Annotated in this window: 13 protein-coding genes; 6 read left to right on the forward strand and 7 right to left on the reverse strand. The window is 73.9% G+C overall.

Going from position 1 to position 11,496, the window contains the following annotated elements:
- Nucleotides 1–24: 24 nt before the first annotated feature.
- The 6 genes from CG719_RS09835 to CG719_RS09860 form a co-directional block, all read right to left on the reverse strand.
- Entirely contained in the window at nt 25–1,311 is a 1,287-nt protein-coding gene (locus CG719_RS09835; RefSeq protein WP_100568148.1) for an HD-GYP domain-containing protein, read from the reverse strand.
- Complete coding sequence (locus CG719_RS09840; protein ID WP_100568149.1) at nt 1,308–2,750, reverse strand: HD-GYP domain-containing protein; 1,443 nt, start codon at nt 2,748–2,750, stop codon at nt 1,308–1,310. The genes CG719_RS09835 and CG719_RS09840 overlap by 4 nt, the downstream gene beginning before the upstream one ends.
- Before the next feature lie 137 nt (nt 2,751–2,887).
- Nucleotides 2,888–3,199: a mycothiol system anti-sigma-R factor gene (rsrA, locus tag CG719_RS09845; protein ID WP_100568150.1), complete on the reverse strand. Its 312-nt coding sequence runs from the start codon at nt 3,197–3,199 to the stop codon at nt 2,888–2,890.
- Nucleotides 3,196–3,891 carry an RNA polymerase sigma factor SigR gene (sigR, locus tag CG719_RS09850; RefSeq protein WP_199836578.1) on the reverse strand — a complete coding sequence of 232 codons (696 nt, stop codon included), beginning with the start codon at nt 3,889–3,891 and terminating at the stop codon, nt 3,196–3,198. Before sigR ends, rsrA begins: the two co-directional genes overlap by 4 nt.
- A gap of 254 nt (nt 3,892–4,145) precedes the next feature.
- Nucleotides 4,146–4,781 (reverse strand): alpha/beta hydrolase family protein, encoded by a 636-nt coding sequence (locus CG719_RS09855; protein ID WP_100568279.1) that lies wholly within the window; start codon nt 4,779–4,781, stop codon nt 4,146–4,148.
- Between the two features lie 28 nt (nt 4,782–4,809).
- Nucleotides 4,810–5,625: an SOS response-associated peptidase gene (locus tag CG719_RS09860; protein WP_100568152.1), complete on the reverse strand. Its 816-nt coding sequence runs from the start codon at nt 5,623–5,625 to the stop codon at nt 4,810–4,812.
- Between the two features lie 50 nt (nt 5,626–5,675).
- Between CG719_RS09860 and CG719_RS09865 the strand changes: the two genes are divergently transcribed.
- From CG719_RS09865 to CG719_RS09880, 4 genes are all read left to right on the forward strand, one after another.
- The gene (locus CG719_RS09865) at nt 5,676–6,398 is read left to right on the forward strand and encodes a M50 family metallopeptidase (RefSeq protein ID WP_100568153.1); all 723 of its coding nucleotides are present in this window, start codon (nt 5,676–5,678) and stop codon (nt 6,396–6,398) included.
- A 111-nt stretch (nt 6,399–6,509) separates the two neighbouring features.
- The gene (gene aroA / locus CG719_RS09870) at nt 6,510–7,826 is read left to right on the forward strand and encodes a 3-phosphoshikimate 1-carboxyvinyltransferase (RefSeq protein WP_100568154.1); all 1,317 of its coding nucleotides are present in this window, start codon (nt 6,510–6,512) and stop codon (nt 7,824–7,826) included.
- A 10-nt stretch (nt 7,827–7,836) separates the two neighbouring features.
- Nucleotides 7,837–8,847, forward strand: coding sequence for a ribosome small subunit-dependent GTPase A (gene rsgA / locus CG719_RS09875; protein WP_100568155.1), 1,011 nt, complete (start codon nt 7,837–7,839; stop codon nt 8,845–8,847).
- A 118-nt stretch (nt 8,848–8,965) separates the two neighbouring features.
- Complete coding sequence (locus CG719_RS09880) at nt 8,966–9,289, forward strand: DMT family transporter (RefSeq protein ID WP_100568156.1); 324 nt, start codon at nt 8,966–8,968, stop codon at nt 9,287–9,289.
- Between the two features lie 25 nt (nt 9,290–9,314).
- Here CG719_RS09880 and CG719_RS09885 read toward each other — a convergent pair whose 3' ends face one another.
- Nucleotides 9,315–9,920: a TetR/AcrR family transcriptional regulator gene (locus CG719_RS09885; protein ID WP_100568157.1), complete on the reverse strand. Its 606-nt coding sequence runs from the start codon at nt 9,918–9,920 to the stop codon at nt 9,315–9,317.
- 183 nt (nt 9,921–10,103) lie between these two features.
- Here CG719_RS09885 and hisN point away from each other — a divergent pair, with 183 nt between their 5' ends.
- Together hisN and CG719_RS09895 are read left to right on the forward strand one after the other, a co-directional pair.
- The gene (hisN, locus tag CG719_RS09890; RefSeq protein ID WP_100568158.1) at nt 10,104–10,901 is read left to right on the forward strand and encodes a histidinol-phosphatase; all 798 of its coding nucleotides are present in this window, start codon (nt 10,104–10,106) and stop codon (nt 10,899–10,901) included.
- Nucleotides 10,902–11,077: 176 nt separating this feature from the next.
- Complete coding sequence (locus tag CG719_RS09895) at nt 11,078–11,488, forward strand: CBS domain-containing protein (protein ID WP_100568159.1); 411 nt, start codon at nt 11,078–11,080, stop codon at nt 11,486–11,488.
- Nucleotides 11,489–11,496 lie beyond the last annotated feature (8 nt).

Consider the following 11,496-nt stretch of genomic DNA (forward strand, 5'->3'; position numbering starts at 1 on the left):
GGAGGGACGCTCATTACCCATGGGTTACCCCAAGGACCTCTCGTTTGGATCCTGCCGGGCTGAGCCAAGCGAAAGACCCCAGGCGGGCAGGGACAGGCTGTCCCGCGACAGCACCCGGCCCAGCGACTCGACCACCTCGGGGGCGTACGCGCCGGCTCCCGCCAGCCGCAGCGCCTCCAGGGCCTTGAGCGGACCGCCGGGCCCGGCGTCGCGCACCTTCTCCTCGTAGGCGTTGACGGCCCGCACGATCCGCGCGGACAGCGGCTGCTCCCGGCAGGGGTCGGCCTGCCGCTCCACCACCACCGCGACCCGGGCATCGACCCCGGTCTGCCGCACCACGGCCCCGCCGAGCAGCGCGATCCGCCGCTGCTCCTCGGCGGGCAGCCCCGCGGTGGCCCCGGCGGGCACCGGATCGACCAGGCTGAGCTGCCCGATGTCGTGCATCAGGGCCGCGTGCTCCAGGACGGTCAGCTCCGGTTCGGCAAGGCCCAGGTCCCGGCCCACGGCCCGGCTGAGCGCGGCCACCCGCCGGGCGTGCCCGGCCGGGGTGTACCCGGCCACCTCGGTGGCCCGGGCCAGGGAGGCGATGGTCTGCCGGTAGGTCCTGCGCACGGCCGCGTACCGCCCGAGGGAGAGCTGGGTGAGCAGCAGCGGCAGCGAGAACACGGGCAGCGCCCACAGCCCGGCCACGGCGACGGCGAGGGCCATCACCGCGCCGGTCGCGCACACCGCCGAACCGATCCCGCGCAGGCCCCGCAGCTCCTCCCGCAGCAGCGGCCCGAACGGCCACCGGGTGCGCCCGTGCGCCTGCGCGGCGGCGAGCACGGCGCCGCACAGCGCGGTGAGCACCAGGAGCGCGAGCAGCAGCAGCGCGTACGCCGGACCGACCCAGTCCTCGAACACCCCTTCGCCGTAGAGGGGTTGGAAGCAGACGGCGGCGAAGGCGACGGTGAGGATCCGCCGCGCCAGGTGGTCGAGCGTCGGCCCGCGCCCGCGCGCGATGTGCGGCACGCCGCCCAGGAGGCAGGCGGCGAGCACCACGGCGACGACCTGGCAGGCGCCGTGGTGACTGGGCCGGCCCGCGTCCGCGCCCAGCAGCGCGTACGACAGCGCCCCTGCGGCGCCGAGCGGCGCGGCCTCCCGGGACTCGGACCCGGTCCACCGGGTCAGCTCGCCGACGAGGACCAGCGCCCCGAAGGCGAGGGCGGCCCCGCGCTCCTCCAGGCCGGTCCACAGGGTGACGGTGAGGGACAGCAGGGCGACCAGGACCGCCGAGCCGCGGATGAGGAGCAGCAGGAGGGGTCTGCTCATCGACGGGCTTCCGGCCGGCCGCCGCGGTCGCCGTCCTCGGTGGCGTACGGCACCGCCGGCCCGCTCACCCCGCCGGATGCCGCGTCCGAAGGGACGGCGGGCGGGCCGTCCGCGCCGCCGGGAGCCGCCGAGGCCGGGCCGGAGGTGCCGGGGACGGCGCGGAAGGGTGCGGGCGGGGCGACGGGCGTACCGTCCTGCGCGGTGACCGCCGGGTGCCAGCCGTACCGGTCCAGGGCCCGGACCAGCGCCGTGACCATCCGCGGGTCGAACTGGGTTCCCGCGCAGCGCTCCAGCTCCGCCAGCGCGGCGGCCACCGGCCGGGCCCGCCGGTAGGACCGGGTGGACGTCATCGCGTCGAAGGCGTCCGCGACGGCCACCACCCGTGCGCACTCGGGGATCTGACCGCCCGTCAGCCCGTATGGGTAGCCCCCTCCGTCGAGCCGCTCGTGGTGGTGCAGGATCGCCGAGCGGGCCTCGCCGAGGAAGGAGATCCCGCGCACCATCTCGTGCCCGTACTCGGGGTGCAGCTCGATCACGCGCCGCTCCTCGGGGGTCAGCGGCCCGTCCTTGCGCAGCAGCCGGGTGGGCACGCCCAGCTTGCCCACGTCGTGCAGGATGCCGGCGAACCGCAGCACCTCGACCCGCTCGTCGTCCATGCCCAGCTCGCGCGCGATCAGCATGGAGGCCTGCCCCACCCGCTCGCTGTGCCCGCGTGTGTAGCCGTCCTTGATGTCGACGGCCTGCACCAGCGCGCGGATGGTGGCCCGGTGCGCGGACCGCTCGCGGTGGTACTGGGCGTACACCCAGCCGGACACGCACATCGGCAGCAGGACGAGCAGCGCGGCGACGGGACCGTAGGGGCTGACCCACAGCACGGCCATCATCAGCCCGGCGAGCCCGTGCACCGCGACGGGCGCCAGCGACCGGGCCAGCAGCCCCTGCCACGCCCGCCGCGCCGGCACGTGCTCGGCCAGCGCGAGGACCCCGCCGTCCAGAGCCGTCAGCACCAGGCAGAAGGCGAGCACGGCGGCGCCCGCGGGCAGGAGGACGTAGGGGAAGTCACAGCCGGCGACGGCGTCCGGGCCGCCGAGCGCCCCGTGCACCCGGGCGGCCGTCCACACCGCGAGGGCGAGCTGCGCGGCCCGCCAGATCCGGCGCAGCCCCTCGGGCCGCCGCCCGGCGCGCGCGAGCAGCACACCCGGCAGCGCGACGACGGCGGCGGCGGACGGCGGCAGCAGGAAGGCGGCCGCGAGCAGTACGGGGTAGAAGGGCCCAACAAGGCTGCGCCGGGCGAACTGCCTGCACCCGGCGTACACCCCGGTGAGCAGGGCGACCGCCCACCAGGAGGTGCGCGTCAGCGGCAGCGGCAGCAGACAGGCCAGGGCGGCGAGGACGGCACAGGCGACATACGCACGGGCCCGCGGGGCAACCGCCTCCATGCCGCCCCTCCCCGGTCATGCCTGTCCACGGTGGGAGCGTAGGGGGCGCGGCGGGGAGCCCACGAGGCCTAGTCCCAGGGATTAGCACGTTCGGGTGAAGGGAGCGGAGCGCCGGGCGGGCGTCCGCGTACGGCGGGTCAGGACTCCTGCGGAGTCACCGGTGCCGCGGTCACGTCATGCTCGGGGACGGTCTGGCCGGAGCGGATGAGATCGATCCGCCCCATGACCTTGGCGCGCAGGTCCGCGGGCACGTCGTCATGCCCGCAGCACCGCTTGACCAGCTTCTTCACGGCCTGCTCCAGGCCGTACTTCTCGAGGCACGGCGAGCACTCCTCGAAGTGGTGCTCGAACTTGGTGCGATCGACGTCCGGCATCTCACTGTCGAGGAACTCGTAGAGGTGGTCGAGTACCTCACCGCAGTCCGTCTCGTGCGGGTCTCCGCAGCTCATGAGCCCGAGCCTTTCGCTTCGTCCGACTCTCCGGCGCCGGCCGGGACCAGTCCGCGCTCGCGGGCGTAGTCCTCGAGCATGCCGCGCAGCTGACGGCGGCCCCGGTGCAGCCGGGACATCACCGTCCCGATGGGTGTCCCCATGATGTCCGCGATCTCCTTGTACGCAAAGCCTTCTACATCCGCGAGGTAGACGGCGATGCGGAATTCCTCGGGGATCGCCTGCAGCGCTTCCTTCACGTCCGAATCGGGCAGGTGGTCGAGCGCCTGCGACTCGGCGGAGCGCAGACCGGTCGACATGTGCGACTCGGCGCGGGTGAGCTGCCAGTCCTCGATCTCCTCGGCGGCGCTGCGCTGCGGCTCGCGCTGCTTCTTGCGGTACGAGTTGATGAAGGTGTTGGTGAGGATCCGGTACAGCCACGCCTTGAGGTTGGTGCCCTCGCGGAACTGGTGGAAGGACGCGTACGCCTTGGCGTAGGTCTCCTGCACCAGGTCCTCGGCGTCGGCCGGGTTGCGCGTCATGCGCAGCGCGGCCGAGTACATCTGGTCGAGGAACTCCAGTGCGTCCCGCTCGAAGCGCGCGCTGCGCTCGGTCGTCGACTCCGCGGATCCGCCCACGCTCGTGCCCCGGCCCTCGGGCTGCTCCGCCTGGCCGTTGTCGGTCCCTGCGTCGGTACCGGGAACCGGACCCACCTCCTCAAGCGACGTCGTGGCACCGAATGCGGTTCCACTCGAATCGGAGGATAGACGACGAGCCGTGCCTGCCGCCGCTCGAACAGGAGCGGTCCGCGCCGCGTGCAGCACCGTCCAGTCCAGGTCAGTGCGGCTGCTGCGGCTCGGGCAAACGGTCGAACCCATGCGGCGGACTCCCTCTCGTGTGACGTCGGCGCCGGGAGCGGCACTTCTGACTCGCTCAACAGCGGGGGTCCGCCGGGCATTCCCGCGGGTCACCCGAGTGACGCGGTCCACTGTGCGACGGCGTCGGCGATGATCTCCAGGGCCCGGTCCTGGGTGATGGACGCCCGCTTCGGGACGGCGAAGCCGTGATCGCCGTACGGCACCTCGACGAGCCGGTAGGAGCCCTCCGGGAACTCCGCGGGGCTGCCGAACGGGTCGTTGCCGCCCTGGACGACGAGCGTGGGCACCCCCGCGCCGAGCAGCTCGTCGGCGCGGGACTTCTCGGGCCTGCCCGGCGGGTGCAGCGGGAAGCTGAGGGCGAGGACGGCGTGCGCGCCAAGGCCGGCCGCCGTACGGCAGGCGACGCGCGCCCCGGCGCTGCGGCCGCCCGCGACCACCGGCAGCCCCGGCCGGGTGAGGGCGGGCCACAGCCCGCGCCAGCCGGTGTCCAGCGTCCTCGGCGCGGGCGCGACCTTCTTGCCGGCCACCCGCCAGGGCTGCTCGACCAGCGCGACGGTGACGCCGTGCCCGGGGAGGGTGCGCGCCAGGGCCTGGAGGTCGCGGGCCTCGACACCGCCGCCGGCTCCGTGGCTCAGGGCGACCACCAGATGTGCCGCGGGGGCCCGGTGCCAGGTGACGCGGGCCGCGCCCGCCTCCGTCTCGACGGTCTCGCTCAGGTCGCTCATGTCCCTCACGTCGCTCGGGTCGCCCACGTCAGAAGAGTGTGCCCTCTGCGGGCGCTGGGAGCTCCTTGAGCAGCTCCGGTCCGTTGTTGCGGACGTTGCTGACGGCCGTGGACACCGGGTAGGCGCGCATCAGGCCGTGGGGCGGCGGGGTGAGCAGCGCGCGCAGGTCGTCCGGGTCGGTACGGGCCGGGTCCAGCCAGGCGTCCCAGCGGTCCGGGGTCAGCATCAGCGGCATCCGGGGGTGGATCTCGGCCAGCGAGCCGGGGCCCTCGGCCGGGGCCACGGCCAGCGGGGTGCTCTCCGCCTCCGTGGTGATCACCGAGCAGGTCACCCACCAGGCCCGCGGGTGGTCGTCGGGCAGGGTGCGGTCCCGCCAGAACTCGTAGAGCCCGGCCATCGCGAAGACCGAGCCGTCCGCCGGGGTCACGAAGTAGGGCTGCTTGCGCGGCCGCTTGCGCCGGCCCTCGACCTCCAGCTCCCGCTCCTGGGTGCCGGTGACCCACTCGTAGTAGCCGTCGGCGGGCACGACGCAGCGCCGGGCTGCGAAGGCGCGGCGGTACGACGGCTTCTCGTGCACGGTCTCCGCGCGCGCGTTGATCATCCGGGCGGCGCCCTCGGGGGACTTCGCCCAGGACGGTACGAGCCCCCACCTCAGCTTCCGCAGCTGGCGAACCGGACCGCGGTCGCCGGCGTCCTTCAGGGGACGGTCCAGGATCACGTGGACCTCCTTGGTGGGGGCCACGTTGTAATCGGGCTCCAGGGTCTCCTCCGGGTCCCACCTCTGGATCTCGAAGACTCCTGCGAGATCCCCGGGGCCGCGACTCGCCGCATACCGTCCGCACATACGTGCAACACTGCCAGACCGCGCACACGGACAGGGAGCTACTCGGACACATGGACAGCCTCGCCGCCACCGCGCTGCCCGATCTCTGGGACCGGCTCGTCGGCACCCAGCCCGACCCCGACCTGTGGGTGGTGATCGCCACCGCGGCCGCCGCGCTCGCCGTGGTCGTCCCGCACACTCTGTGGCGCCTCTCGCGCAACGCGATCACCATCGCGCACGAGGGCGGGCACGGACTGGTGGCGCTGCTCACCGGACGCACCCTGACCGCCATACGCCTGCACTCCGACACCAGCGGCCTGACCGTCAGCCGGGGCAAGCCGCACGGCATCGGCATGATCCTCACGGCGGCCGCCGGCTACACCGCTCCCCCGCTGCTGGGCCTGGGCGGCGCGGCCCTGCTCGCCACCGGCCGCATCACGCTGCTGCTGTGGGTGGCCACGGCGCTGCTGGTGGCCATGCTGGTGATGATCCGCAACGCCTACGGCGCGCTCACCGTGCTCCTCACCGGCGGCCTGTTCCTGCTGGTGTCCTGGCTGACCGGACCGCAGGTGCAGGCGGCGTTCGCGTACGCGGTGGTCTGGTTCCTGCTGCTCGGCGGGGTGCGCCCGGCCTTCGAGCTCCAGGCCAAGCGGGCACGCGGGGGCGCCGGGGACTCGGACGCGGACCAGCTGTCGCGGCTGACGCACGTCCCGGCGGCGCTGTGGCTGTTCCTGTTCCACGCGGTGTCGCTGTGCTCGCTGATCGGCGGCGGCCGGTGGCTGCTGGCGGGCTGAGGCGATCCCTCCGGCCTCCCTCGATACGTCCGCCGGCGCCGTGCGGCGGGCGTGTGTGCCGGGCGTGAGGGCGCAGGCGGGGGACTCGGAACAGGCTCTAAGGTGGGGACCATGGCCCCGAACCCCGCACATACCGCCCTCTGGCCCGCCCCGCACGCGAGCGGAGCCGTCGACGCGACGGTCCACGTGCCGGGGTCGAAGTCCGTCACCAACCGCGCGCTGGTGCTCGCCGCCCTCGCCTCCGAGCCGGGCTGGCTGCGCCGCCCCCTGCGCTCCCGCGACACGCTGCTGATGGCCGGCGCGCTGCGGGCCATGGGCGTCGGCATCGACGAGGGCGTCGGGCCGGACGGAACCGGGGAGGCCTGGCGCGTGATCCCCGCGGGGCTGCACGGCCCGGCCACCATCGACGTCGGCAACGCCGGCACGGTGATGCGCTTCCTGCCGCCGGTCGCCGCGCTGGCCGACGGCCCCATCCGCTTCGACGGCGACCCGCGCTCGTACGAACGCCCGCTGGACGGCGTCATCGACGCGCTGCGCGTCCTGGGCGCCCGGATCGACGACGACGGCCGCGGCGCGCTGCCGATGACCGTGCAGGGCAGCGGCGCGCTGGACGGCGGCCCGGTGGAGATCGACGCCTCGTCCTCGTCCCAGTTCGTCAGCGCCCTGCTGCTGTCGGGGCCGCGCTTCAACCAGGGCGTGGAGGTCCGGCACACCGGGTCGTCGCTGCCGTCGCTGCCGCACATCCGGATGACGGTCGACATGCTGCGGGCGGTCGGCGCCCAGGTGGACACCCCCGAGTCGGGCGGCGAGCCGAACGTCTGGCGGGTCACCCCGGGCGCCCTGCTCGGCCGGGACCTGACCGTGGAGCCCGACCTGTCCAACGCCCAGCCCTTCCTCGCGGCGGCGCTGGTGACCGGCGGCAAGGTCGTCGTCCCCGACTGGCCGGCCCGGACGACCCAGCCGGGTGACCGGCTGCGCCAGATCTTCACCGAGATGGGTGGTTCCTGCGAACTCACCGACTACGGCCTGGTGTTCACCGGTTCGGGCGCCGTGCACGGCATCGACGTGGACCTCGGCGAGGTCGGCGAGCTGACCCCGGGCATCGCGGCCGTCGCCGCGCTCGCGGACTCCCCCTCGACCCTGCGGGGCGTGGCCCATCTGCGGCTGCACGAGACCGACCGCCTGGCCGCGCTGACCAAGGAGATCAACGAGCTCGGCGGTGACGTGACCGAGACGGCCGACGGCCTGCACATCCGCCCGCGCCGCCTGCACGGCGGGGTCTTCCACACGTACGAGGACCACCGCATGGCGACGGCCGGAGCGATCCTCGGCCTGGCGGTCGAGGGCGTGCAGATCGAGAACGTGGCGACCACGGCGAAGACACTGCCCGACTTCCCCGACCTGTGGACCGGGATGCTCGGGGCGTAGGGAACACGTCATGCGCCGCTACGGCAAGCACACCGACGAGGACGACATCCGCAGCCGCCCCAACCGCAAGGGCAACCGGCCGCGCACCAACATCCGCCCCAAGCACGAGGGTGCCGCCGAGGGCCTGGTCCTCACCGTCGACCGGGGACGGCTGACATGCCTCGTCGACGGCAGCCCGATCATCGCGATGAAGGCCCGCGAACTGGGCCGCAAGGCCGCCGTCGTGGGCGACCGGGTGGCCCTGGTCGGCGACCTGTCCGGGAAGAAGGACACCCTCGCGCGCATCGTCCGCATCGAGGAACGCACCTCGGTCCTGCGCCGCACGGCGGACGACGACGACCCCTACGAGCGCGTGGTCGTCGCGAACGCCGACCAACTGGCCATCGTCACCGCGCTCGCCGACCCCGAGCCGCGCCCGCGCCTGATCGACCGCTGCCTGGTGGCGGCGTACGACGGCGGTCTCGAGCCGCTGCTGGTCATGACCAAGTCGGACCTGGCGCCGCCGGACAAGCTCCTGGAGCTGTACGGGGACCTGGACATCCCCTACGTCGTCACCAGCCGTGCCGAGCTGGACGACGGCGCGGCGGCGGACCGGGTGCGTGAGCATCTCGACGGGAAGGTCACGGCGTTCGTCGGCCACTCGGGCGTGGGCAAGACGACCCTGGTCAACGCGCTGGTGCCGGAGGACCGACGGCGGGTGACGGGGCATGTGAACGCGGTGACCGGCCGCGGCCGCCACACCACCACCTCCGCGCTCGCGCTGCCGCTGGCGGGCGGGGACGGCTGGGTCGTGGACACCCCGGGCGTACGGTCGTTCGGGCTCGCGCACATCGATCCGTCCCGGGTGATCCACGCCTTCCCCGACCTGAAGCCGGGCACCGAGGGCTGCCCGCGCGCGTGCAGTCACGACGAGCCGGACTGCGCCCTGGACCCGTGGGTCGCCGAAGGGCACGCGGACCCGGCCCGGCTGTACTCGCTGCGCCGGCTGCTGGCCACGCGGGAGCGCAAGGAGGGCGACTGACCTCCGCGTTGTTTGGGTGCGGCGCGGTCCGGCAAGTGCATAATCGCACGGAGCCGGATCATGACCTGCCCCAAGCACGACGAAGCGGTCACGGCACGCGGACGCTCGGGAGGACTGCATGGCGTGGCTGCTGGTGATCGTCGCCGGGTTGCTCGAGACCGGCTTCGCCGTGTGCCTGAAGCTGTCGCACGGGTTCACCCGGCTCTGGCCGACCATCGCCTTCTGCTGCTTCGCCCTGGGCAGTTTCGGGCTGCTCACCCTGTCCCTGAAGAAGCTCGACGTGGGCCCCGCGTACGCGGTGTGGACCGGCATCGGCGCGGCGGGCACCGCCATCTACGGCATGGTCTTCCTCGGCGACCTGGTCTCCACGCTGAAGATCGTCTCGATCAGCCTGGTCATCATCGGGGTGATCGGGCTCCAGCTGTCCGGTTCCGCGCACTGACGCGACGGCGCCGAGCCCGGCCGGGTCAGGCCAGGTGGCGCGGGAGCGCGCCGCGCGCCAGGCCGGCGACCCCGCCCCGGTCCGGCGGCGCGGCCACGCACGACAGGGCGAGGCGGATCACCAGCTCGCAGGCACGGGCCAGTTCGGCGGTGTCGGCCCTGGGGGTGCCGGGGGCGGAGAGCAGGGTCGCGGCGCGGTCGCGGACGATCGCCACGAAGTCGCCGGGCGACGGCAGCGGGCCGTCGGCCCGGCGCTGCGCGGGAACCGCGCTGGAGGACGGCACCGCCGACAGCGTGGGCGAGGGCAGCCGTTCGCTCCAGCAGCCGGTGAGCATCGCCTTCACCAGCACGTTGTCCCGGGCGGCGGACACCGTCCACTCGGCGGCGGCGGTGAGCCGCTCGCGCGGGTCGGCGGGGGTCACCAGGGCTCGTTCGACCCCGGCGAGATAGCCGTCCGCCTCCCGCCTGACCAGGGCCCGCGCCAAACCGTCCTTGCTGCCGAACTCGTTGTACAGCGTCTGCCGGGAGACCCCGGCCGCCGCGGCCACGTCGACCATGCGGACCGCGGACCACGGCCGCCCTGTCAGCGCCGAGTAGGCGGCGTCCAGCAGGGATTCCCGCGCTGCAGGCATCTTCGCCTCCCTGGGGCGAGCGGCTGTGCGCCCAGATTTGACGCCCCCGAACGCACTGTCAAGGGTCCGTGACGGCACGTGTGCGCCAGGGAGGTACCCACCCGCGCGTCCGCCCGCAGGGGGCGTCCCGGCCCGCTCCGCCCCCCGTGGCCCCGGGCCGCCCCGGGCGGATACGGTTCTGGCATGCCGGACTACCTCGACGACCTGCGCCTGGCCCACGTCCTCGCGGACGCCGCCGACGCCGCGACCATGGACCGTTTCAAGGCACTCGACCTCAAGGTCGAGACGAAGCCGGACATGACCCCGGTCAGTGAGGCGGACAAGGCGGCGGAGGAACTCATCCGCGGCCAGCTCCAACGCGCCCGCCCCCGCGACGCGGTCCTCGGCGAGGAGTACGGCATCCAGGGCACCGGCCCCCGCCGCTGGGTCGTCGACCCGATCGACGGCACCAAGAACTACGTGCGCGGCGTCCCGGTCTGGGCCACGCTCATCTCCCTGATGGAGGCCGGCGAGGGCGGCTTCCATCCCGTCGTGGGCCTCGTCTCCGCCCCCGCCCTGGGCCGCCGCTGGTGGGCCGCGAAGGGCCACGGCGCCTTCATGGGCCGCAGCCTGGCGCAGGCGAGCAGGCTGCGGGTGTCCCGCGTGGCGGACCTCTCGGACGCCTCCTTCGCGTACTCCTCGCTCAGCGGCTGGGAGGAGCAGGGCCGCCTGGACGGCTTCCTCGATCTGACCCGCGCGGTCTGGCGCACCCGCGCCTACGGCGACTTCTGGCCGTACATGATGGTCGCCGAGGGTTCGGTCGACTTCTGTGCCGAGCCGGAGCTGTCCCTGTGGGACATGGCCGCGAACGCAATCATCGTGACCGAGGCCGGCGGCACCTTCACCGGCCTCGACGGCCGCCCCGGCCCGCACAGCGGCAACGCCGCCGCGTCCAACGGGCTGCTGCACGACGAGATGCTGGGGTATCTCGGCCGGCGCTGACGGGTGACGGGCAACGCCTGCGCGCGCCCCCGCCGGACCGCGCACGCCCCCTTGTTGACCCGCGCTTTGCCTGAGACTCTGGGAGTTCCCCCCTTGTGAACTTGTGCAGTGTCCGAGAGGCGGCTCAGCCGCCGGGCACGCACCAGCCGGATTCCCCGAGGAGGTGGCTCCATCCCATGCTCGTCCGCGACGCCATGAGCACGGTGGTCCTCACCATCGGTCCCGCACACACCCTCCGACAGGCGGCGGCCCTGATGTCCGCGCGCCACGTCGGCGCCGCCGTCGTCCACGACCCCGACGCAGGTGGCATCGGCATCCTCACCGAACGCGACGTCCTCAACTCCGTGGGTCTGGGCCAGAACCCGGACACGGAGCGCGTGCACGCGCACACCACCACCGACGTCGTGTTCGCCGCGCCGTCCTGGACCCTGGAGGAGGCGGCGGGCGCCATGGCCCGCGGCGGCTTCCGGCACCTCATCGTCCTGGACCACGACGAGCCTGCGGGCATCGTCTCGGTCCGCGACATCATCCGCTGCTGGGCGCCGGTCCGGCAGCACGCGGCGGCCGCGGGCGCGGGCACGGCCTGAACGCACGC

The sequence above is a fragment of the Streptomyces sp. CB01373 genome (assembly GCF_002803075.1).
In the GTDB taxonomy this organism is placed as follows: Bacteria; Actinomycetota; Actinomycetes; order Streptomycetales; family Streptomycetaceae; genus Streptomyces.